This window comes from Kitasatospora sp. NPDC059599 (assembly GCF_042735125.1).
GTDB lineage: Bacteria > Actinomycetota > Actinomycetes > Streptomycetales > Streptomycetaceae > Kitasatospora.
In genome coordinates, this window is record NZ_JBHWCL010000019.1 from 69,354 (window position 1) to 91,782 (window position 22,429).

The following is a 22,429-nucleotide window of genomic DNA, read 5'->3' on the forward strand; positions in this document are numbered from 1 at the left end:
CGGTGGCGTGCTGTTCGGCCTCGGTGCGGACGCGGTCGGCGTAGGCCTCGGCGGTCTCGCGCTGCTGGGTGGTCTCGCGCTGGGCGAGGGCCCGCAGTTCCCCGGCGGCCTGTTCGGCCTCGGCCCGCACCTCGGCGGCGTGGGCGTCGGCGGTGGTGCGGACCTCGGCGGCGGCCTGCTCGGCCTGCAGACGGGCGGCCTTGGCGGCGGCCAGCTGGTCGGCGGTCTCCTCGCGCTCGTGGCGCAGCCCGGTGGCCGCCTCCTCGCGCTCGCGGCGGCTCTCCTCGCGCAGCGCCTCGGCGGCCGCCCCGGCGTCGGCCCGGGTGCGGGCGGCCTCGGTGTCGGCCTCGGTGCGCACCCGCTCGGCGTCGGCCACCGCGGCGTCCCGCACCGCGCTCGCCCCGGCCTGCGCCTCGGTGTTCAGCGCCTCTGCGGCGGCGGTCGCCTCGGACCGCACCCGCTGGTCGAACTCGGTTGCCTCGCGGCGGATTTCGGCGGTCTCGCGCTCGGCGGCGGTGCGGTTCTCGGCGGCTGCGGCCTTGGCGGCGGAGAGCGCGTCCTGGCCCTGCTGCTCGGCGGTGGCGGTGATCTTCCCAGCCTCGGCGCGAGCCCGGGCCAGGGTCTGCTCGGCCCGGCCCTGGGTCTCGGCGGCCTGCTCCTGGGCCTGCTCGCGCAGCCGGTCGATCTCGGCCGCGGCGCCCGCGCGCAGTTCGTCCGCGTCGGCCTTGGCCCTGGTGAGCAGTTCCTCGGCGTTCTTCGCCGACTCCTCGATCTGCAGCACCGCCTGGCGGCGGGCCTCGCCGCGGACCCGGTCGGCCTCGGCGGCGGCCTGGGCGCGCAGCTCCTCGGCCTCGGCGCGCAGCCGCGCCGCCTCGTCCTGCATCTGCTCGATCCGCTCGCGGATCGCGGCGGCGTCGTCCAGGGCGGCGTTCTGGGCCTGTTCGACGGCGGCCTGGGCCTGCTCGCGCAGGCGCTGCGCCTCGGCGGCGGCCTCGGTGCGGATCCGCTCGGCCTCGGCGGAGGCCTCGTTCCGGGCGGTCTCGGCGTCCTGGTTGGCCCGGCCGAGTACCTCCTCGGCGGTCTTGGCGGCCTTGGCGAGGTGGACGGTGGCGTCCTTGGCGCCGGCTGCCCGGCCCTCCTCCTCGGCCTCGCTGCGCAGCCGCAGGGCCTCGGCCTCGGCCTGGGCCCGCAGCTCGGCGACGTCCCGTTCGGCCCGGGCGCGCAGTTCGGCGATCGCGGCCTCGGCCTCGCCGCGCAGTTCGGCGGCGACCGACTCGGCGGTGGCCCGCAGCCGCTCGCTCTCCTCGGCGGCGGCGGCCTTGGCGGCGTCGGCCTCGGCCTGCCGGGTGGCGGCGGCGGTCCGTACGGCCTCGGCCTCGGCGCGGATCGCGTCGGCTTCCTTGGTGGCCTGGGCCACCATCCGGGCGACCTCGGCCTTGGCGGTCTGCGAGCGCTGCTCGTTGGCGGCCTCGCCGTCGGCGACCTTGCGCTCTGCGGCGGCCTCGGCGTCGGCCTGGAGCTGCTCGGCGGCCTGCTCGGCCTGGGCGCGCAGTGCGGCGGCTTCGTGTCGGGTGCGCTCCGCCTCGGCGATGGCCTCGGCGCGCAGCCGGTCTATCTCGGCCTTGGCGGCGGAGAGCTGCTGCTCGGCCCGGGCCTGTTCGGCGGCGGCGTGCGCCTTGAGCCGGCCGATCTCGGCCTGCGCGGCGGTGAGCTGGTGTTCGGCGGCGGCGTGGGCGGCGGCCAGCTGCTGCTGGGCCTCGCCACGCGCGGCGTCCACGTCGGCGGCGGCCTGGGCGCCGGCCTGCTGGGCCTGCTCGGAGGCGGCGCGCAGCAGGCGCTCGGCGTCGTTCTGGGCGCGCTGGAGGGCAGCCTCGGCGGCGGCGTGGGCCTCGCCGCGGGCGGCGTCCACGTCGGCGGCGGTCTGGGCGCGGGCCTGGTCGGAGAGGGCGACGGCCTCCGCGCGGGCGGCGGCGACCATCCGTTCGGCTTCGGCGCGGGCCTCCTGGAGGACGCGCTGGGCCTCCTGCTCGGAGCCGGCCCGGCTCTGCTCGGCCCAGCCGTTGACGTGCTGCTCGGCGGAGCGGCGCAGCTCGGCGAGCTCGTCCTCCAGCTGGCGGCGGCGGGCGGTGAGCTCGGCCTCCAGTCGGGCGGTGCGCTCGGCGGCCTCGGCCATGATCCGCTGGGTCGCGGCCTGGGAGTCGCGCAGCTGGCGCTCCGCGTCGGCCCGCAGCTGCTGGGCCTGCATCTCGGCGGTGCGGAGCATCTGCTCGGCCTGGCCGGAGACGGCGTCGAAGGCGCGCGGCTGGGCGAGCATCCGGCGGGACTCGTGCAGCTTCGCCCGCAGCACCTCCACCTGGTAGGCGAGGTCTTCGGCATGCTCGGCTGCCTTGTCCCGCTCCTTCCGAGTCCGACCCATCTCGGCCTCGAACTGGGAGAGGTGATCGTCAGCCTCGTAGCGGTCGTTGCCCCGCACTCCGCGGTCCCATCCATCTCCTGGTCGCGTCCTCGACCCGGCCGGTTCCTGGCTCCCGTTTCCCGGGCGCCGGTCCGACTGGTCCTTGCATCCGCAGCAGGTGGACGACCCCTCGCCAATCCGGGGCCGCCCGCCGCGGTCGTCGGAGTCCGGGGCGCGGGAGCGCGGGGGTGCCGCGTTCCCCCGTCCGAGTGGACTCCTGGGCGAACTCTTGCCTTGTGGAGAATGGTGACAGATCCGTTGCGACTGTTCAGCCGTGCCCGCGTAATGGACTCCCCTTGCGACGGGCCGACCACCGGCGGGCGGACGGGCCTGTCTTCGGCCGTGCCCGTCGCCTCCGTCCCCCGGAGTCTTCGCGCACCTGGGCATTGTAGTGGGAGCGCACCGCGGGGGAATGGCCGCATGGGGGTTTTCCGGCTCTTCCGTCCAGGTTACTGACGGGTCATGGCCGACGGACCGTCGGGTGCCGCCGGGACGCGCGGCACCCTGGGGGACGGTCCGTGGACGATCAGTGCTCCTCGTGGGCGTTCTGCGCGGAGGTGACCAGCTCGGTCAGCACGCCGCCGCAGTCCTTGGGGTGCAGGAAGGTGATCCGCGAACCCATCGAGCCGATCCGGGGCTCGTCGTAGAGGACCCGGACGCCCTTGGCGCCGATGGCCGCGGCGTCGCCGTCCACGTCGGCGGTGCCGAAGGCGATGTGGTGCACGCCCTCGCCGTTCTTCTCCAGCCACTTGGCGACGGTGGAGTCGGGCCGGGTGGGCTCCAGCAGCTGGAGGTAGGAGGCGCCGCCGTCGTCGGTCCCGTTGATCCTGAGCATGGCCTCGCGGACGCCCTGCTCCTCGTTGACCTCGGAGTGGAAGACCTCGAAGCCGTAGGTGGCGCGGTAGAACTCGACCGTCTTGTCGAGGTCTCGGCAGGCGATGCCGATGTGGTCGATACGGGTCAGCACGGCGACCTCCGGGTGATGGGGGACAAGGGTGGCACCAAGTGCAGCGCATGGCCCGCGACGGACGCCAGTGCCGGACGTGCGAGCCTGCTCACACGCGGCGGGGTTCACCCGGACCGCTCCGGCACGGTGTTGACTGGAGGGTGCCAGTGCGCTCGATCACACCGTCGCTCCGGTGACGGGCGGGTACCGGGTCAGTACATTGAGCGCATCCTCACCTGGCCACGACGTGCGAAGGGGCCCGTCCCATGACCAACACCACCTCTGTGATCGTTGCCGGTGCGCGGACCCCGATGGGTCGCCTGCTCGGTTCCCTCAAGGGATTCTCCGGTGCCGACCTCGGCGGCGTCGCCATCAAGGCCGCGCTGGAGCGGGCCGGCATCACGGGTGACCAGGTCCAGTACGTGATCATGGGCCAGGTGCTGCAGGCCGGCGCCGGCCAGATCCCGGCCCGCCAGGCCGCCGTCAAGGCCGGCATCCCGATGAACGTGCCGGCGCTGACCATCAACAAGGTCTGCCTCTCCGGCCTGGACGCCATCGCGCTGGCCGACCAGCTGATCCGCGCCGGCGAGTTCGACATCGTCGTCGCCGGCGGCCAGGAGTCGATGACCAACGCCCCGCACCTGCTGCCGAAGTCCCGCGAGGGCTTCAAGTACGGCGCGATCGGGATGCTGGACGCCATGGCGCACGACGGCCTCACCGACGCCTACGAGAACATCCCGATGGGCGAGTCCACCGAGAAGCACAACACCCGCCTGGGCATCCCGCGCGAGGTGCAGGACGAGATCGCCGCAGCCTCCCACCAGCGGGCCGCCAAGGCGCAGGCCGACGGCGTCTTCGAGGCCGAGATCGTCCCGGTCGCCATCCCGCAGCGCAAGGGCGAGCCGGTCCTGTTCGGCCAGGACGAGGGCATCCGCGCGGACACCACCGTCGAGGGCCTGGCCAAGCTGCGCCCGGCCTTCGCCAAGGACGGCACGATCACCGCCGGCACCTCCTCGCAGATCTCCGACGGCGCCGCCGCGGTGGTCGTGATGAGCAAGGCCAAGGCCGAGGAGCTGGGCCTGACCTGGATCGCCGAGATCGGCGCCCACGGCAACGTGGCCGGCCCGGACAACTCGCTGCAGTCGCAGCCGTCCAACGCGATCAAGCACGCACTGGCCAAGGACGGCCTGGAGGTCGCCGACCTCGACCTGATCGAGATCAACGAGGCGTTCGCCGCGGTCGCGTACCAGTCCATGAAGGACCTGGGCGTCTCCTCGGACATCGTCAACGTCAACGGCGGCGCGATCGCGCTCGGCCACCCGATCGGCATGTCCGGCGCCCGCGTGGTGCTGACCCTGGCGCTGGAGCTGCAGCGCCGCGGCGGCGGGATCGGCGCGGCCGCGCTGTGCGGCGGCGGTGGCCAGGGTGACGCGCTCATCGTGCGCGTCCCGAAGGCCTGATCAGCTGATCTGATCTTCGGGGCTGCGGACCGCCACAAGCGGTCCGCAGCCCCTTCGGCGTACGCACCCGTGCGAGGAGTTCCTGATGATCGATGTCGCCACGCTGGTCGAGCAGGCCCGGGAGGGCAGGCCGCGGGCCGTCGCCCGACTGATCACGCTGGTCGAGAACGCCGCCCCGCAGCTGCGGGAGGTGATGGCCGCACTCGCGCCGTACACCGGCCAGGCCTACACCGTCGGGCTGACCGGTTCGCCCGGGGTCGGCAAGTCCACCTCCACCTCGGCGCTGGTCTCCGCCTACCGGCGGCTCGGCAAGCGGGTCGGGGTGCTGGCCGTCGACCCGTCCTCGCCGTTCTCCGGCGGCGCGCTGCTGGGCGACCGGGTCCGGATGCAGGACCACGCGACCGACCCCGAGGTGTTCATCCGCTCGATGGCCACCCGCGGCCACCTCGGCGGGCTCTCCTGGACCGCGCCGCAGGCGCTGCGGGTGCTGGACGCGGCCGGCTGCGAGGTGATCCTGGTCGAGACCGTCGGCGTGGGCCAGTCCGAGGTCGAGATCGCCGCCCAGGCCGACACCACCGTGGTGCTGCTGGCCCCCGGGATGGGCGACGGCATCCAGGCCGCCAAGGCCGGGATCCTGGAGATCGGCGACGTCTTCGTGGTCAACAAGGCCGACCGGGACGGTGCCGACGCCACCGCGCGGGAGCTCAACCACATGCTCGGCCTCGGCGAGGCCCGGGAGGCGGGGGACTGGCGGCCGCCGATCGTGAAGACCGTCGCGGCCCGCGGCGAGGGCGTGGACGAGGTGGTCGAGGCGCTGGAGAAGCACCGCGCCTGGCTGGAGGAGCACGGCGAGCTCGCACAGCGCCGCCGGCGCCGGGCCGCCGAGGAGATCGAGGCCATCGCGCTCGCCGAGTTGCGGGCCCGGATCGGGGACCTGCGCGGGGACCGGCACCTGGCGGCGCTCGCCGAGCGGGTGGCCGGGGGCCGGCTGGACCCGTACGGCGCGGCCGACGAACTCGTCGCCGGGCTGACCCGGGGCTGAGCCGGGCTGCCGGGCCCGGACGCGCGGAAGGGCCGGCCCTCGGGGGACCGGCCCTTCCGTCGTACCGCGGGCGGGCGCCCGGGGTGACTACGGGCGGCCGCGCAGGCCGCGCAGGTGCTCGGCGATCGGTGCGAGCGCCTCGAACATGGCGTCCAGCTGCTCCGGGGAGAAGCGGTCGATGAAGTGGGCCCGGACGCTGCGCACGTGGTCCGGGGCGACCTGCTGCATGGTCTCCCAGCCCTGCTCGGTGAGGTGCGCGTAGAGGCCGCGGCGGTCGCCGGGGCACTCCTGGCGGAGCACCAGGCCGGCGTTCTCCATCCGGGTGATCTGGTGCGAGAGCCGGCTCTTGGACTGCAGCGTGGCGGTTGCGAGGTCGGTCATTCGCATCCGGCGGTCCGGGGCCTCGGAGAGCACGACCAGGATCTCGTAGTCGTTGATCGCCAGGTTGTGGGGCTGGAGTTCGCGGCTGAGCTGGTACTCCAGCAGCTTGGCGACCTCCAGATGGGCGCGCCACATCCGCTGCTCCCTGACGGTCAGCCAGGGAGTCTCCTCCCCGGGCTGCGACGGAGGGTTGTCCGCAGTGTCGATCGTGTGCGTATCCATGGGATCCAGCATACCCGATTTAGTTCAATCTTGTACAAGTTTACAGGCCGAAACGCCGACCGAGGTCGCCCAGGTTACCGAGCCCCGGCAGGTTGGGGTTGCCGCCGCCGTGCCCGGCCGAGCCCGGCTGGGACGGCACCCCGCCCATCGGGACGCCCGCCTCGGCGCCCACCTGCCCGACCGACCGCTCCGCCATCAGCTTCTCGCTGGACTGCAGCAGCACCTGCCCGGCGCCGATGAACTCGAACTGGTGCTCCTCGCCGGAGGCGCCGCCGAGGCCGGTCAGCCGCCGGATGCCGCCGATCAGCCCGTGCATGTAGTCGTGGTCGTAGTGGTGGCACGGCGCCGGGCAGTCCGCCCAGCCGACCAGCGCCTGCGGGTCCACCCGGATCGGCGGCTCGACGAAGTGCACCGGCCCGTTGGAGGCGGCGACGAAGCGGCCGGTGCCGATCAGGGTCAGGAACCCCGGGATGATCGACTGCTTGAGCCGCAGCGTCGGGTCGAAGGCGAGCAGGTTGCCGGAGCGGACGGTCAGGTTGCCGTCCTCCAGGTCGTACGAATTGAGGTCGAAAGCCCGGTCGGCCAGCAGCAGCTTGCCGCGGCCCTCGGCGACCACCCAGTCCGACGCGTGCATCGGCGAGTTGAAGTGCTGGCCGAGCATCCGGTCGACCATCCCGGCGCCGACGCCCTTGAAGGTGATGTCGCCGTAGTAGGCGACCATCTTGCCCTTCTGGAGGAAGTAGGACCCGTTCAGCTCAACCGAGAAGGCGTACGGGTTGACGTTGTCGTTGACCGGCAGGCTGTGGACGTCGTGGACCACCGGGCCGGTGCCGTCCTGGGCGGTCGGCAGCGGGGCGATCGGGCCGCCGAACTGCTCCTGGGCGTACGGCTGCTGGGGCGGCGGCGGGGGCTGGTGCGGCTGCCCGGGCGGCGGCGTCTGGTAGCCGCCCTGCTGCGGGTACCCGCCCTGCTGGGGGTAGCCGCCCTGCGGCGGGTACCCCTGCTGCGGGCCGTGGTTCGGCGGGGGCGGCGGTACGACGAAGCCGGGCTGGGTCGGCTGGTCGTGCGGAGAGCCGTACGGGGGCTGCGGCGGGTAGGACATCAGAGCTTCTCCTCGCTCGCCTGGACGTACACCGCGCCCTGCCCGGACAGCTCCAGCTGGAACGCCTCGCCCGAACCGCGGCCGATCATGTCGCGCCAGCCGAGCGCGGTGGACAGCTTGTTGCGCACGTCGCCGCGGTGCGCCACGTACGCCTGCGGGTCGACGTGCACCTCCTGGCCGGGGACGATCGGCAGCTCGAAGACGCCGCCGTGGGCCATCACCGCGACCGAGCCGTGGCCCTCCAGCTTGGTGGTGAACAGGCCCTGCCCGGTGACCTGGCCGCGGACCATGCCCATCACCCCGCCCTGCGCGCCCATGAACATGGTGGACTGCCGCAGCGTGCCCTCGAAGGCGAGCAGCCGGTCCGCCTCGACGTACAGGGTGTCGCCGAACAGGTCGATCACGTGGACGTGGTGGCCGCCGTGGCCGAACATCACCCGGCCCTGGCCCTCGACCGTCATCAGCGGGGTGTCCTCGTTGGCCACCCGGCGGCCGATCATCGACATCACGCCGCCCTGGCCGCCGGTGATGTTCGGCGTGAAGCGGACGTCGCCGCTGTACGCGAGCATCGCGCCGCGCTGGCTGAACAGCCGCTGCCCGGGAACCACCTGGGCCTCGACCATCTTGCCGTTGATCTTCGTGAAGCCCATCAGACGTCACCCCCGATGGTGACCTTCTCGGACGGCTGCACGTACACCAGGCCGTCGCCGCTGAACTCGACCTGGACGGCCTCGCCGCCGCCCTCGCCGATCACCGTGGTCCAGCCCGCGCCGGACTTCAGGCTGCGGTGCAGGTTGCCGGTGTGCGCCACGTACGCGCCCGGGTCGACCCGCAGCGGCATGCTCTTGTCGACCCGCAGGATGATGGCGGGTCCGTTGGAGGTGAGGGCGGCCCAGCCGTGGCCCTCCACCTTGGTGGTGAAGAGGCCGTTGCCGGAGGACATGCCGTTGAGGCCGGTGAAGCTGGTGCCGGTGTGCAGGGTGGACTCCGTGCAGAGCAGGTTGTCCGCCTCGACGTACAGCGCCTCGCCGTTCAACCGGACCAGATTGATCTCGGTGGCCTTGTCGGCGAAGTAGCAGGTGCCCTGGCCCTTCACCTCCATCACCGTCATCTTCTCGCCGGTCAGCCGGCGGGCGACCATGCCGCGCAGGCCGTCACCGCCACCGGTCAGCTTCTTGAAGGTCATCTGCCCGGTGTAGGCGACCATCGAGCCGTGTCTGGCCTTGACGGCGTCCCCGCCCAAGTCGACGGCGAGCACTCGCGATCCCTGGAGTCTGAACTGTGCCACGGCCGCAATCTAGCCGCTGCGGCCGTGGCACGGGGAGGGTGCGGGCCCGGACTGGTACCGGGCTGGGACAAAAGCGCCGGTCAGCTGCGCGCGTGCGCCCCGTGTCCGTGTCCGTGTCCGGGGTGCGGGACCGTGCCGGCGGCCTGCTCGACCTCCAGCAGCGAGGCCGAGTGGCGCTCCGCCTCGAAGGCCACCACGCCGCCGCGCAGTCCGAACAGGCGCTTGGAGAGCATGATCCAGAGGACCGCCGCGATGTTCAGCACCAGGGTGCAGATCTTCACTGCGCTGACGTGGTGGCTCAGCTCGTAGCCCTCCAGCGGCAGGAAGGCCGCGGTGGCGACCACCGTCAGGTACTCGGCCCAGCGCTTGTTCAGCCAGAGGCCGACCGCCTCGACGATCTCGATCACGGCGTAGGCCAGCAGGGCGCCCGCGGCGACCAGCAGGGTGCTCTTCTTGAAGTCGAAGGTCTTGCGGATCGTCTCGACGATCGGGGCGTGTTCGAGGTCCCAGTGGAAGTGCTCCGTGACCGGCCTGAAGACCGTCAGGTTCTCGTCGAAGACCCGGTGCACCGCGTCCTGGCTGTTGGAGAACTTCCACACGGCCCAGGCGATCACGATGATCAGCAGCCCGCGCAGCACCCGCTCGACGGCGAGGAAGCGCAGGATGAAGAGGTCCCGCAGCGCCTTGCCGCGCGGCACCAGCGGCGCGTCCGCGGCGGGGCCGGAGCCGTGCGGGGCGCCCAGCGCGAAGTCGCCGCAGCGCAGGCAGCGCCAGGCGTCGCCGAGGGCGGTGGCGGCGTGCAGCCGGGAGGCCAGCTCGGGCTCGGCCGGCGCGTAGGTGATGTGCCCGCGCTTGGCGCAGGTCCTGCGGTCCCAGTCGCGCTTGAACATGTGGTGACTACCCCCGTGGCGTGGTGCTTCCGGCGTCCGGATCGGTGGACGCGCGGGCAGCAGGATAGGGGGTCCCGGTGACGGGTGGTCGCGCTCGGTCGCGTTCCGGCACACAGCTGTGACAACGCGGGCGGGCCCGGGGAGGCGCTTGCGGGCGGGGACTGTGAGATCGGGCACGGAGCCCACCCCCGGCCGGGGGCCCGCACGTGCGCTCGGTGATAATGGCCGGAAGGCTTGTGAGTCGCTTCACAAGCGTGCCAGCGCCTCCGACCCCCGTATTGAGGTACCCAACGTGAACAGCAGCGCCGTCCACCGCCTGCGCCTGGTCTCCGGCCCCGAAGGGGTCTCGTTCGTCCTGCTGCTGATCTGCTCGGTGCTGAAGCGGACCACCTCGTTCGACGCCGTCCCGGTGATGGGCATGGTCCACGGGATCCTGTTCATCCTCTACGTGGTCTTCTGGATCCAGGCCTGGCAGGTGCAGAAGTGGGACGCCAAGCGCGGCGTCCTGCTGTTCGTCCTCTCGGTGGTGCCCACCGGCGGCTTCTTCGCCGAGCGGATGCTCGGCCGGGAGGAGCGGGGCGAGCTGGAGCCCGCCACCGCCTGACCCCCTGCGCGGACGGTCGACAGGCTGCCGCGGCCTCCTCTCCCAAAGGGCCGCGGCAGCCTGTCGCCGTTTCTTACCGGGGGTGGCTCTCGGTCTTACCGGGGGTGGCTCCCGCCGGGTGCGGCTAGTTGACGTTCACGCCGCTCCAGGCCGCCGCGACCGCCTTGTACTCGGTGCTGGTCGCGCCGTACAGGTCGGTGGCGGCCTTCAGGGTCGCCGTGCGGGCGGCCTTGTAGTTGGTGGTGGAGGTCATGTAGACGGTCAGCGCGCGGTACCAGACGGCCGCCGCCTTGGTCCGGCCGATGCCGGTGACCGTCGAGCCGTTGGAGGTCGGGCTGTTGTAGCTGACCCCGTTGATGACCTTCGCGCCGCTGCCCTCGGACAGCAGGTAGAAGAAGTGGTTGGCCACGCCCGAGGAGTAGTGGACGTCCTTGTTGCCGACGGTGGAGGACCAGTAGTCGGCCGAGGCGCCGTCCTTGGAGGGCTTGTCCATGTAGCGCAGCGGGGTGCCGTTGCCGTTGATGTTGAGCTTCTCGCCGATCAGGTAGTCCGGCGGGTCGGAGGGCAGGTTGGCCGACCACTCGACCATGGTGCCGAAGATGTCCGAGGTCGCCTCGTTGAGGCCGCCGGACTCGCCCGAGTAGTTCAGGTTGGCCGTGGCGGAGGTGACGCCGTGGCTCATCTCGTGGCCGGAGACGTCGATGGCGGTCAGCGGGTGGGTGTTGCCGGAGCCGTCGCCGTAGGTCATGCAGAAGCAGCTGTCGTCCCAGAACGCGTTGACGTAGTTGGTGCTGTAGTGGACCCGGCTCGCGGCGCCGACGCCGTTGTTCTTGATGCCGTTGCGGCCGAAGGTGTTCTTGTAGTAGTCCCAGGTGGCCGCGGCGCCGAACTGGGCGTCCACGGCGGCGGACTCGCGGTTGGACGGCAGTCCGTTGCCCCAGGAGTTGGTGGTCTTGCTGAAGAGCGTGCCGCTGCCCGAGGTGCCGCCCTTGAGGTCGGTGGTCGACTGGTTGCCCCGGCTGGCGTCCTTGAGCTGGTAGTTCGAGCCGCTCTGGGTGGTGGTCAGCGTGACGGTGCCGACGTTGACGCCCTTGCCGGTGCCGGTCGCGGTCTGGACGTGCTCCTGGCTGGACAGCACCTGGCCGGTGGCGGCGTCGGTGACGACCTCCTGGCGGCTCGGGGTGCCGTCCGCCCGCTCGCCGGTGACCACCGTGCGCTGGGCCAGGCGCGGGGCGCCGTCGGCCGCCCAGACGACCAGTTCGGTCGCGCCGGCGCCGTCGACCCGGCTGAGCGCGGCCTCGTCCTCGTCGGCGGCGATGCCGACCGTCGCGCGGACCGCGGCGGTGGCCCGCTCGGCGGCCTGGCCGGCGGCGACGCCCGGGGTCAGGGTGGGCACGGACAGCTGTCCGGCGAAGGCGCGGTCGACCGAGCCCACCGAGCCGTCGGCCTTCTGGTGGACGACCAGGTCGCCGCCGATCACCGGCAGGCCGGCGTAGGTCCGCTCGTACCGGAGGTGCCGGGTGCCGTCCCGGTCGACCACGACGTCCTTGGGGACGAGCTTCTCCTGGCCGCCGAGGGCGAGGGCCTGCGCCACCGGGGCGCTCTGCCCGGCGGCCAGCGCGAGCAGCGCGGACTGCTGCTGCTCCGGCGCGGGGGCGGCGGCCTGGGCGGCGGGGACGGCGGCGATCTGGACGACGCCGGCCAGCAGGGCGGTGGCGGAGAGTACGGCTCCGACAGTCAGCTTTCGCTTCACGGACGGGGGTTCCTTCCACGAGACCCGCGGGTGCGTGCGGGTGCGCCGCGTACCGGGGCGCCGGGGTTGACGCCGTGGGGCGGTAGGGCGCGGACGTGCTGCTCCCGTGCGGTTCCTGACGCTCCGCCGGATGGGGTGGGGGTGGCGGAGGCCGGACGGGGCTTGGTCAGAAGCATGACAATCCCCGGCGGGGATGGACAGGTCGCGTACGGGGATTGGCCAGGAATCGCCAGTCCGGGGTGCGGGTGGTTCGGTTGCTGCCCTTTGTCCGATACGGGCGGGTTCGTCCCGCTGGCGGGACTCCGCCAGCGGGCGGCCTTGACGCCCGGCGGCCGTCCCCGGCTCCCGGCCCGGCGGCCGTCCCCGGCTCCCGGCCCGGCGGACGTGCCCGCCGCCCGGCCCGGAAGACGGGCGGACGCCCGGGGCCTGCCCTCCGCGGGCCCCGGGCGTCCGGATCGGGTGCGCCGTGCGTCAGTTGACGTTGACGGCGGTCCAGGTCGCCGCGACCGCGTTGTACTCGGCGCTGTTGGCGCCGTACAGGTCGGTGGCGGCCTTGAGGGTCGCCGTGCGGGCGCCCGCGTAGTCGGTGGTCGAGGTCATGTAGGTGGTCAGCGCCTTGTACCAGACCTGGGCGGCCTTGTCCCGGCCGATGCCGGCGAGGGTCGAGTTGTTGTAGGTCGGGCTGTTGTAGCTGACGCCGTTGATGGTCTTGGCGCCGCTGCCCTCGGCGAGCAGGTAGAAGAAGTGGTTGGCCACGCCCGAGGAGTAGTGGACGTCCTTGTTGCCGACGGTGGAGGACCAGTAGTCGGCCGAGGCGCCGTCCTTGGACGGCTGGTCCATGTAGCGCAGCGGCTTGCCGTCACCGTTGATGTTGATCAGCTCGCCGATCAGGTAGTCCGGCTTGTCGGCGGGCAGGTTGGCGTAGAACTCGACCATGGTGCCGAAGATGTCCGAGGTGGCCTCGTTGAGGCCGCCGGACTCGCCCGAGTAGTTCAGGTTGGCGGTGGCGGAGGTGACGCCGTGGCTCATCTCGTGGCCGGCCACGTCCAGCTCGGTCAGCGGGTGGGTGTTGCTGGTGCCGTCGCCGTAGGTCATGCAGAAGCAGCTGTCGTCCCAGAACGCGTTGACGTAGTTGCGCCCGTAGTGGACCCGGCTCGCGGCGCCGACGCCGTTGTTCTTGATGCCGTTGCGGCCGAAGGTGTTCTTGTAGAAGTCCCAGGTGGCGGCGGCGCCGTACTGGGCGTCCACGGCGGCGGACTCCGCGTTGGAGGACAGGCCGTTGCCGAAGCTGTCGGTCGAGTTGGCGACCAGGGTGCCGGACCCGGAGGTCCTGCCCTTCAGGGTGTAGGTGGCCTGGCCGCCGCGGCTCGCGTCCTTCAGCGAGAAGGTCGAGCCGCTCTGGGTGGTGGTCAGCGGGACGGTGCCGACGAAGACGCCCTTGCCGGTGCCGGCGGCGGTCTGCACCTCCTCGTGGGTGGAGAGCACCTGGCCGCTCGCCGCGTCGGTGACCAGCAGCTGACGGCTCGGGGTGCCGTCGGCGCGCTCGCCCTCGACGGTGGTGCGGTACGCCAGGCGCGGGTTGCCGTCGGTGGCCCAGACGACCAGCTCGGCCTGGCCGGTCTGGTGCACGGCCGTCAGCGGGGCCTCGTCCTTGTCGGCGGTGACGCCGACGGTGGACTGCACGGCGCCGGTCGCCTGGGCGGCGGCCTTGTCGGCGGGGATCTGCGGGGTGAGGCTCGGCAGGGCGATCGTCGCGCCGGTGGCCTTGTCCACGGAGGTGGTCGAGCCGTCCGCCTTCTGGTGCACCACGAGGTCGCCGCCCAGGACCGGGAGTCCGGCGAAGGTGCGCTCGTAGCGGAAGTGGCGGGTGCCGTCGGCGTCCACCAGGGCGTCCTTGGCGACGAGCTGCTCCTGGCCGCCCAGGGCCAGGGCGTGCGCCACCTTGCCCGCCTGGCCGTTGGCCAGGGCGATCAGGTCGGCGGTCCGGGAGTGCGGGGCCGAGTCCGCGACGGCCACGGTGCTGACCTGGACGACGCCCGTGAGCAGGGCGGTGGCGGAGAGTACGGCGACTGCGGCGAGCTTTCGCTTCACGGACGAGTCCTTCCGGGAAACCGCGTGTGGGCGCGGTCGCACCACGTCCCGGGGGCCGGGGTCGGCACCTGAGGGGCGGGACGGGCGCTGACGTGCAGGGGCCCCGAGCGGTCGAGCGGCTGGCCACCGGTGGGTGGGGGTGGTGGCCGCCGGACGGGGTTGGCGGAAAGCATGACAATCGAGCAAATCAAATGACAGGTCTTCCTCATGAATTGGCCAAGTCCCGCCAGGAGTTGGCAATGTGAACAGAGGGACGAATGGGATCAATCACCCCGTCCTCCGACGGGTTGCCGTCCGAACCGGGGCCCGGTTCACCGGTGTTGGCGCGATCCGAGGTCAACATCGATTCGCCGCAACCGTGTTGCGGTCCGTTCACACCGTCGCAATGTCCAGGTATGGACCTGGCCGCCCGATTGGCGGGATCCCGCCACGCGTCGCGCTTGTCCACCATCAGGACGGCTGGTAGCGCCCGTCCCGGCCGCCGGTACGGTAAGGAGGTGGCCAAGCCCCTCGCTCTCGACTTCGACCCGATCGCCCGCGCCGACGAGCTGTGGACCCGCCGTTGGGGTGCCGTCCCCTCGATGGCGGCGATCACCTCGATCATGCGCGCCCACCAGATCCTGCTGTCCCGCGTGGATGCGGTGCTCAAGCCGTACGGGCTGACCTTCGCCCGCTACGAGGCGCTGGTGCTGCTGACCTTCAGCAGGACCGGGGAGCTCTCGCTCTCCAAGATCGGCGAGCGGCTCATGGTCCACCCGACCAGCGTCACCAACACCGTCGACCGCCTGGAGCGGGCCGGCCTGGTCGCCCGCCGCCCCAACCCGCTGGACGGCCGCGGCGTGCTGGCCGCGATCACCGGGCGCGGCCGCGAGGTGGTCGAGGAGGCCACCCGGGAACTCGTGGCGATGGAGTTCGGGCTGGAGGAGTACGGCCCCGGGCAGTGCCGCCAGGTCTTCGAACTGCTCAAGCCGCTGCGGATCGCGGCCGGTGACTTCTCCGAGCCGGAGGAGGGGGCTGCGCAGGGGGAGGCGTGAGGGCGGCTACCCTCGTGGGAGCGGTGCGCGGATCCGGGCGTACCGGCCGAAAATGCCGAGCGAGGCGAGGAAGAGTATGAAGGCGACCCCCCTGCTGGGCTGGTACCGGGGCCTGGCCGTTGCGACCGGTGTGGCACTGCTGGTCTTCTGCGGCTTCATGGTCGCGAAGTACGGCTTCGGCACGGCCGAGGAACTGACCATGTACGTCGCGATGCTGCACGGCTACCTGTACATCGGGTACTTCGTGGTGACCTTCCTGCTCGGGCAGAAGCTGAAGTGGCCGCTCGGCCGCCTGGTGCTGACCCTGGCGGCGGGCTGCATCCCGTTCCTCTCCTTCGTCTTCGAGCGCAAGGTGGCCCGCGAGGCCGCCGAGCAGGTCCCGGCGGGCGCCGGCGCCCGCCAGCCGGCCGGCGTCTGAGCCGCGAGCCCGCACGAGGGCCCCTTCCCCGTCCCGGGGGAGGGGCCCTCCGCGTTGCCCGCATGTTTCCGTCGACAAGTACTAGGACGTCCGAGTAAATTAGTAGGACGTCCTAATAGCTGTGCCGCCCCGTCGCCGTGGCGGCCGTACGGAGCGGAGTTCGGGGTCATGGACGCCGAGGAGATCGAGCGCGGACGGCAGCGCTGGCAGCAGCGGTACGACAAGGCCCGCAAGCGGGACGCGGACTTCACCACCCTCTCCGGCGACGAGGTCGAGCCGGTCTACGGCCCGCCCGCCGGGCAGGCCCAGGAGGGCTTCGAGCGGATCGGCTGGCCGGGCGAGTACCCGTACACCCGCGGCCTCCACCCGACCGGCTACCGGGGCCGCACCTGGACCATCCGCCAGTTCGCCGGCTTCGGCAACGCGCAGCAGACCAACGAGCGCTACCGGATGATCCTGGACGCGGGCGGCGGCGGCCTCTCGGTCGCCTTCGACATGCCCACCCTGATGGGCTACGACTCGGACGACCCCAAGTCGCTCGGCGAGGTCGGCCACTGCGGCGTGGCCATCGACTCGGCCGCCGACATGGAGGTGCTGTTCGCCGGCATCCCGCTTGGCGAGGTCACCACCTCGATGACGATCAGCGGCCCGGCCGTCCCGATCTTCTGCATGTACCTGGTCGCCGCCGAACGGCAGGGCGTCGACCCGGCGGTGCTCAACGGCACCCTGCAGACGGACATCTTCAAGGAGTACATCGCACAGAAGGAGTGGCTCTTCGCCCCCGAGCCGCACCTGCGCCTGATCGGCGACCTGATGGCCTACTGCGCCGAGGGCATCCCCGCGTACAAGCCGCTGTCCGTCTCCGGCTACCACATCCGCGAGGCCGGGGCGACGGCCGCGCAGGAGCTGGCGTACACCCTCGCGGACGGCTTCGGCTACGTCGAGCTGGGCCTGTCCCGCGGCCTGGACGTGGACGTCTTCGCGCCCGGCCTGTCCTTCTTCTTCGACGCCCACCTGGACTTCTTCGAAGAGATCGCCAAGTTCCGCGCCGCGCGCCGGATCTGGGCCCGCTGGATGCGCGACCGCTTCGGCGCCAAGACCGACAAGGCGCAGTGGCTGCGCTTCCACACCCAGACCGCGGGCGTCTCGCTCACCGCGCAGCAGCCGTACAACAACGTGGTCCGCACCGCCGTCGAGGCGCTGGCCGCGGTGCTCGGCGGCACCAACTCGCTGCACACCAACGCCCTGGACGAGACCCTGGCGCTGCCCTCCGAGCAGGCCGCCGAGATCGCCCTGCGCACCCAGCAGGTGCTGATGGAGGAGACCGGCGTCGCCAACGTGGCCGACCCGCTGGGCGGTTCCTGGTACGTCGAGGCGCTGACCGACCGGATCGAGCAGCAGGCCGAGGCGATCTTCCAGCGGATCCTGGACCGGGGCCGCGAGGACCACGAGATCGGCCCGATCACCTCCGGCATCCTGCGCGGCATCGAGGAGGGCTGGTTCACCGGCGAGATCGCCGAGGCGGCCTTCCAGTACCAGCAGTCGGTGGAGAAGGGCGAGAAGCGCGTGGTCGGCGTCAACTGCCACCCGCGCAGCGTCACCCCGGAGCTGGAGATCCTGCGGGTCAGCCACGAGGTCGAGCGCGAGCAGGTCCGGGTGCTGGGCGAGCGCAAGGCGGCGCGGGACGAGGCGGCGGTGCGGGCCGGGCTGGACGCCATGCTGGCGGCGGCGCGCTCGGGCGAGTCGATGATCCCGCCGATGCTGGACGCGGTGCGCGCGGAGGCGACGCTGGGCGAGATCTGCAACGCGCTGCGGCAGGAGTGGGGGACGTACCAGGAGAACGCGACGTTCTGACCGCGCTGCGCCTCTGACCGCGCAGGTCGGCTGACCGCGCCGCCCCTCCGGGTGCGGCCGGGCAGCCGCCGGGGCCGGACAGCCGCCCGTACGGGGTTCCGTACGGGCGGCTCCGTCGTGCCCTCAGCAGGTGGTGAGCGGTCCCAGCAGCAGGTCGGTGAAGCGGCGGGTCCACGCGGGGGTGATCGGCTCGCCGCTGACCAGGACGCGGTGCTCGACCGTGCCCGCGATGGTGTCGAAGATGATGTCGACCTCCTCGTGGGCGGACGCGGCGTCGAGGTCCGCGTCGAGTTCGCCGCGGGCCTGGGCGGCTGCCCGGCCCTGGCGGACCAGCCGCTTCTGCGGGTCCACGATGGCCTCGCGGATCCGGCGGTGCAGCTGCCGGTCCCGGATGCCCTCGGCGAACAGCGCGAGCAGCGCGGCCTGGGTCTCGGGGCGGGCCAGCAGGTCGGCGAACTGGGCGACCACGGCCTCGATGTCGGCCCGCAGGCTCCCGAGGTCGGGCATCACCAGGTCGTCGAAGAGGGTGGCGACGGCGTCGACCACGAGTTCGTTCTTGGAGGGCCAGCGCCGGTAGAGGGTGGTCTTGGCGACCCCGGCGCGGCTCGCCACGTGGCCCATGGTCAGTCCGCCCCAGCCGAGTTCGGCGAGGGCTTCGCGGGTGGCGTCGAGGATCGCGCGGTCGGCGGCGGCGCTGCGCGGGCGGCCCTTGGCGCGGGCGGCGTTGGCGACCTCCGGGACCGTGCTCGCCGGGGTCGGGCACACCGGTCGGGTGCGGTCCGGGCTCGCGGGGGGCTGGGCGGCCGGCACCGGGCCTCCTTGCGCTTTACTGGTAAGTAACTTGGGTGGGGCTGGTAACGGTAGCGACTGTTCGCCGATTCGGGGAGCCGGGCCGCCCGGGAAAGTGGGGCAGGTCACGTCCCCGAACCGCCGGTGGGGCTTGCGGCCGGGGCACCGCCTCCAGTTACGCTACGACTCGTAGCGAAAGCAGTGACAACCAGGCGCCGCACCCGTGGGACGGGAGCGGCGCGGGCGCGGGTGGGGATCCGCGCCGAACGGTCCAGGCTACCGGGGGAGGGGCGCGGAGCCCGGGAACCCGCGCCGCGCGGCCCGCGCGGGGCGACTTTCCCGAGGTTGGTGCCCGACAGCGGCGCGAACGGGGGAGGATGGTGCCATGCAGCCACGGAATTCGCGTCTCAACAGCTCCGCCCTGCGCGGCGCGGTCGACCTCGCCGCAGTGAAGGCGGCCGGCGAGGCCGCCCAGAAGGCCGAGCAGGCCCGGGCCGAGCGGGCCCGTCAGACGGCCGCCGCCGAAGCGGCCGGGACCGTCCCCGCCGAGTCCGCCCACCAGCTCGTCATCGACGTCACCGAGGACACCTTCGAGGTCGAGGTCGTCCAGCGCTCCACCGAGGTGCCGGTCGTCATCGACTTCTGGGCCGAGTGGTGCGGCCCCTGCAAGCAGCTCAGCCCGGTCCTGGAGGGCCTGGTCGAGGAGTACGCCGGCCGCTTCGTGCTCGCCAAGATCGACGTGGACTCCAACCAGCTGCTCGCCCAGCAGTTCGGCATCCAGGGCATCCCGGCCGTGATGGCCGTGGTGGCCGGCCAGCTGGTCCCGCTGTTCCAGGGCGCGGAGAGCGCCGCCAACATCCGCAAGGTGCTGGACCAGCTGATCCTGGTCGCCGAGCAGCGCTTCGGCGTGGGCGGCGGCGCGGCCGTCCCGGGCGAGGCCCCGGCCGCCGCCCCGCAGCGTCCCGAGGACCCGGCGCTGTCCGCCGCGCACGACGCGCTGGACGCCGGCGACCTGGGCGGCGCCGTCCGGGCGTACCGGAACGTGCTGGTCGACCAGCCGGGCAACACCGAGGCCAAGCTGGGCCTGGCCCAGGCCGAACTCCTGCAGCGGGTCGAGGGCTTGGACCTGCAGGCCGTCCGGGCGGCGGCCGCGGCGGACCCGAAGGACGTCGGGATCCAGCTCCAGGCGGCCGACCTGGACCTGGTCGGCGGTCACGTCGAGGACGCCTTCGGGCGTCTGGTGGAGACCGTCGGCCGGACGGCGGGCGAGGACCGGGACACCGCCCGGCTGCGTCTGCTGGAGCTGTTCGAGGTGATCGGGTCGGAGGACCCGCGGGTCGCCGCGGCCCGTACGGCACTGGCGCGCGTGCTGTTCTGAGGCCCGTTCGGGTCCGCTCCGGGCTCGTCCGGGGCCTGGCTCCGGTCCGGTCCGGACCGGGTTCGGGACCGCTCCGGAACCGTCGGCTGGCACGGCGGATGACCTGCGGTGTCGCCAGGTGATTTGGCGACAATCCGGTCAACCGGACAGAGGTTTACCAAATCTTGATTTCACCCGTGGGTGGTCACTATGTGTGACCACCCACGGGTGTTTCGCTGGTGTTTCCGGCAGATTTCGCCGTCACGTTTCCTTCAAGGCGTCACGCACGGTGCGGATCACTCCGATTTCATGATCGACACCACCGGATGTTGCATTACCCGTCAGTAAGGCACCCCTTGTGCTTCGCCCGGGATTCAAGCAGCATCGGCGTCGCCCGGTCCCGGACTCCACACCCCGACAACCCGTCGGTCACGCGGAGCGAGGGATCCCCACCGGGCGATCCGCCGACCCCGGTCGGCGGTAGGGAGGGCAGGGGGGTATCCGCGGTCCCACGGCGGTTCCTGTCCTTCGACCGGCCGCGCGGCCCTGCGCGGTCGCTGGTTGTCGCTCGGGGGTGATCGCCGATGTCGTCGGTCCTGCCCGCCGCCCCACAAGGTCGGCCGGTGCTTGGTCGGGAGGGCCGCTTCATGCGGGCCGCTCCCGCGTCCGACGACGCTCAAGGCGCTCTCCGCTACCGAGGACGTAGCTCTCTCCCATCCCAGGCCCCCACCGGCGCGGGAAGCGCCGCCGGGGAGCCGGAGATGTACGTCCTAGAAGGAGGACTCGCATGTCCAAGACCTACGGCAAGACCCGCTGGAAGCGCTTCGCCCTGGTGATGGTGCCGAGCGTCGCGGCCACCGCGATGGTCGGCGTCTCGATCGCCAACAGCGCGCTCGCCGCCTCGTTCAGCATTTCCGGCCAGCAGTTCAAGGTCAGCACCACGCACCTTGAGGGCAAGAACTTCGCCCAGTTCGGCACCGTCGACATCGAAGCCAAGGGCACGCCGCACCCGGTTGCCGTCTCGGCCTTCGACTCGGCCGACATCACCAACCTGTGCCAGTCCGTGGTGACCGACCTGTCGGCGTTCGGCCTCGGCAAGATCACCCTCCAGCTGAACGCCGGTGGCCCGGGCAGCAAGCCGGTGCACGCCGACAACCTGCTCATCGACCTGGAGCAGCTGAAGGCGGACGCGACGTTCAAGAACATCAACATCGGCCAGGACGCGTCCACCCTCAAGGGCAGCGCGACCCAGGGCTGGGCCCCCCACGCGGGCGTCCAGGCCGCGGGCGGTGGCAAGGGCCTGCCGACCGGCGCCACGGGCTTCGCCCAGGCAGCCGACTCGGCCATCCTGGACAACGTCCAGCAGACCGCGCGCGCCACCTCGGCCGGCAACTTCGTGCTCAGCGGCCTCAACCTGTCGCTCAAGCAGGGTGACGGTCCGGGCATCGAGTGCTTCTGAGCCCTGTCTGACGGTGCGCCCGGCGGCGTACCGGAGTGACGGGTCTCCCAGGGCCGGGGGCGGCGGACAGTTCCGCCGTTCCCGGCCTCACGCCAATATGTTCTCCCCCTCGTAGAGACATCGAGGAGCTGCACCATGTCCAGCGCAACGGTCGAACCCCGGACCGGCCACCAGAACCCGATCAACTGGCTTTGGCGGCACTTCCGTGTCTTCCGCCGCACGAGGCCCTTCTGGGGCGGCCTGCTGGCCATGATCGCCGGCGTCCCGATCCTCTACTTCCCGTACGCGCACCTCTCGCTCGGTGGCGTGACCATCGCGATGTCGACCACGGCCGGTGCCGGGTCGATGATCATCGGGGTGCTGCTGATGATCCTCGGACTCACCGGGTGGTTCCAGCCGGCCGTCCGGGTGTTCGCGGGCATCGCCACCATCCTGCTGACCCTGGTCTCGATCCCGGTCTCCAACCTGGCGGGCTTCGGGCTGGCGCTGCTGCCCGGCCTCATCGGCGGCGGCCTGATGGTCTCCTGGGCGCCGCTGCCGGAGCCCGAGGCGGGGGCGCAGGCCAAGGCCGGCCGTCGTCGGCGTCGGGGTGACGGTGCGGGCGGCACGACGGCGGAGAACGCCGTGGCGCAGAGCGTCGCCACCGAGCCGACGACCGCCACGGAGCCGACTGCCGAAGCTGCGGTGGAGCCCGCCGCCGAGGCGCCGACCGCCCAACTCCCCGCTCAGGCAACGCCGCAGGAGCCGGCCGCCGAGGCCGCCCCGAAGCAGCCCGCCGAGGCCGCCGTCCCGAAGCAGGCCGGCGCCGGCGATCCGGAGGGGGCGCGGTGACCGGGCCGGCCGAGCAAGCCGATGGTACGGCCGTCCCGGCGCAGCGCGGCCGGCACGCGGCCCCGCGCACGCCCGTACGGGTCCGGCTGAGAGGTCGCGCGCTGGCGATGGCCGCGGTGCCGACCGCGCTGCTGATGGCCGCCGCCTACACGCCCAACCCGGCGATCGCCGAGTCCGCGGCGGGCAAGCCCTGCGGCAACGCCCCGGTCGCCGTTCCGGACGTCGCGCCGATCGAGGAGACGCCCGTCCCGAAGAGCGAGCTGCCCGAGCCGCCGCCGGGGCCGTCCTCCGAGCCGACCGCGGCGCCGACCGGGGCGCCCACGGCCGGGCCCTCGACCGGCCCGACCGCGGTGCCGACGCAGGCCCCGACCCAGGCGCCGACCGCCGCGCCGACCCAGCAGCCCACCTCGCCGGTGAAGCCGCCGGCCGCCGCGTCGCCGGCCGCCCAGCCGC

At 72.5% G+C, this 22,429-nt stretch carries 18 protein-coding genes and 2 pseudogenes; 10 read left to right on the forward strand and 10 right to left on the reverse strand.

Translation table 11 applies throughout. From position 1 onward, the window contains the following. Window positions 1–2,473 (reverse strand): annotated as a pseudogene (locus tag ACFV04_RS10205) (hypothetical protein); the annotation flags it as partial. A 508-nt stretch (window positions 2,474–2,981) separates the two neighbouring features. Further along, a complete protein-coding gene (mce, locus tag ACFV04_RS10210) occupies window positions 2,982–3,422 on the reverse strand; it encodes a methylmalonyl-CoA epimerase (RefSeq protein ID WP_380342974.1) in 441 nt (146 codons plus the stop codon). A gap of 245 nt (window positions 3,423–3,667) precedes the next feature. Between mce and ACFV04_RS10215 the strand changes: the two genes are divergently transcribed. Further along, window positions 3,668–4,861 carry an acetyl-CoA C-acetyltransferase gene (locus ACFV04_RS10215; protein ID WP_380342971.1) on the forward strand — a complete coding sequence of 398 codons (1,194 nt, stop codon included), beginning with the start codon at window positions 3,668–3,670 and terminating at the stop codon, window positions 4,859–4,861. Between the two features lie 85 nt (window positions 4,862–4,946). Next, window positions 4,947–5,903, forward strand: coding sequence for a methylmalonyl Co-A mutase-associated GTPase MeaB (meaB, locus tag ACFV04_RS10220; RefSeq protein ID WP_380342968.1), 957 nt, complete (start codon window positions 4,947–4,949; stop codon window positions 5,901–5,903). Between the two features lie 87 nt (window positions 5,904–5,990). On the opposite strand, the gene ACFV04_RS10225 is transcribed toward meaB, so the two are convergent. From ACFV04_RS10225 to ACFV04_RS10245, 5 genes are all read right to left on the reverse strand, one after another. Continuing rightward, complete coding sequence (locus ACFV04_RS10225) at window positions 5,991–6,506, reverse strand: MarR family winged helix-turn-helix transcriptional regulator (RefSeq protein ID WP_380528189.1); 516 nt, start codon at window positions 6,504–6,506, stop codon at window positions 5,991–5,993. A 40-nt stretch (window positions 6,507–6,546) separates the two neighbouring features. Further along, window positions 6,547–7,356 carry an AIM24 family protein gene (locus tag ACFV04_RS10230; protein WP_360254209.1) on the reverse strand — a complete coding sequence of 270 codons (810 nt, stop codon included), beginning with the start codon at window positions 7,354–7,356 and terminating at the stop codon, window positions 6,547–6,549. 251 nt (window positions 7,357–7,607) lie between these two features. Then, on the reverse strand, window positions 7,608–8,258 hold the full coding sequence (locus tag ACFV04_RS10235; protein ID WP_380342965.1) for an AIM24 family protein: 651 nt from the start codon (window positions 8,256–8,258) through the stop codon (window positions 7,608–7,610). Further along, the gene (locus ACFV04_RS10240; RefSeq protein WP_360254048.1) at window positions 8,258–8,896 is read right to left on the reverse strand and encodes an AIM24 family protein; all 639 of its coding nucleotides are present in this window, start codon (window positions 8,894–8,896) and stop codon (window positions 8,258–8,260) included. The genes ACFV04_RS10235 and ACFV04_RS10240 overlap by 1 nt, the downstream gene beginning before the upstream one ends. Before the next feature lie 80 nt (window positions 8,897–8,976). After that, complete coding sequence (locus ACFV04_RS10245; RefSeq protein ID WP_360254050.1) at window positions 8,977–9,786, reverse strand: DUF2127 domain-containing protein; 810 nt, start codon at window positions 9,784–9,786, stop codon at window positions 8,977–8,979. A 292-nt stretch (window positions 9,787–10,078) separates the two neighbouring features. On the opposite strand from ACFV04_RS10245, the gene ACFV04_RS10250 reads away from it, so the two are divergent. Then, entirely contained in the window at window positions 10,079–10,390 is a 312-nt protein-coding gene (locus tag ACFV04_RS10250) for a DUF3817 domain-containing protein (protein WP_380342961.1), read from the forward strand. A 124-nt stretch (window positions 10,391–10,514) separates the two neighbouring features. Here ACFV04_RS10250 and ACFV04_RS10255 read toward each other — a convergent pair whose 3' ends face one another. Together ACFV04_RS10255 and ACFV04_RS10260 are read right to left on the reverse strand one after the other, a co-directional pair. Then, window positions 10,515–12,143, reverse strand: a complete 1,629-nt coding sequence (locus ACFV04_RS10255) for a M4 family metallopeptidase (protein ID WP_380342958.1) — start codon at window positions 12,141–12,143, stop codon at window positions 10,515–10,517. Between the two features lie 471 nt (window positions 12,144–12,614). Then, window positions 12,615–14,234, reverse strand: a complete 1,620-nt coding sequence (locus ACFV04_RS10260) for a M4 family metallopeptidase (RefSeq protein WP_380528193.1) — start codon at window positions 14,232–14,234, stop codon at window positions 12,615–12,617. Between the two features lie 497 nt (window positions 14,235–14,731). Here ACFV04_RS10260 and ACFV04_RS10265 point away from each other — a divergent pair, with 497 nt between their 5' ends. The 3 genes from ACFV04_RS10265 to ACFV04_RS10275 all read left to right on the forward strand — a co-directional run bounded on the left by ACFV04_RS10265 (window position 14,732) and on the right by ACFV04_RS10275 (window position 17,540). Then, window positions 14,732–15,268 (forward strand): MarR family winged helix-turn-helix transcriptional regulator, encoded by a 537-nt coding sequence (locus ACFV04_RS10265; RefSeq protein ID WP_380342952.1) that lies wholly within the window; start codon window positions 14,732–14,734, stop codon window positions 15,266–15,268. A gap of 76 nt (window positions 15,269–15,344) precedes the next feature. Then, window positions 15,345–15,686 carry a DUF3817 domain-containing protein gene (locus tag ACFV04_RS10270; protein ID WP_380342949.1) on the forward strand — a complete coding sequence of 114 codons (342 nt, stop codon included), beginning with the start codon at window positions 15,345–15,347 and terminating at the stop codon, window positions 15,684–15,686. Between the two features lie 168 nt (window positions 15,687–15,854). Beyond that, window positions 15,855–17,540, forward strand: a complete 1,686-nt coding sequence (locus ACFV04_RS10275; protein WP_360254062.1) for a methylmalonyl-CoA mutase family protein — start codon at window positions 15,855–15,857, stop codon at window positions 17,538–17,540. 123 nt (window positions 17,541–17,663) lie between these two features. Here the strand turns inward: ACFV04_RS10275 and ACFV04_RS10280 are convergent, their stop codons facing one another. Continuing rightward, a complete protein-coding gene (locus ACFV04_RS10280) occupies window positions 17,664–18,305 on the reverse strand; it encodes a TetR/AcrR family transcriptional regulator (protein ID WP_380528201.1) in 642 nt (213 codons plus the stop codon). Window positions 18,306–18,714: 409 nt separating this feature from the next. Between ACFV04_RS10280 and ACFV04_RS10285 the strand changes: the two genes are divergently transcribed. The 4 genes and pseudogenes from ACFV04_RS10285 to ACFV04_RS10300 form a co-directional block, all read left to right on the forward strand. Next, entirely contained in the window at window positions 18,715–19,707 is a 993-nt protein-coding gene (locus tag ACFV04_RS10285) for a tetratricopeptide repeat protein (RefSeq protein ID WP_380342945.1), read from the forward strand. 766 nt (window positions 19,708–20,473) lie between these two features. Beyond that, complete coding sequence (locus ACFV04_RS10290; protein WP_380342942.1) at window positions 20,474–21,145, forward strand: DUF6230 family protein; 672 nt, start codon at window positions 20,474–20,476, stop codon at window positions 21,143–21,145. A 135-nt stretch (window positions 21,146–21,280) separates the two neighbouring features. After that, complete coding sequence (locus ACFV04_RS10295) at window positions 21,281–21,976, forward strand: DUF6114 domain-containing protein (protein ID WP_380528197.1); 696 nt, start codon at window positions 21,281–21,283, stop codon at window positions 21,974–21,976. Between the two features lie 107 nt (window positions 21,977–22,083). Next, window positions 22,084–22,429 (forward strand): annotated as a pseudogene (locus ACFV04_RS10300) (RNA polymerase subunit sigma-24); the annotation flags it as partial.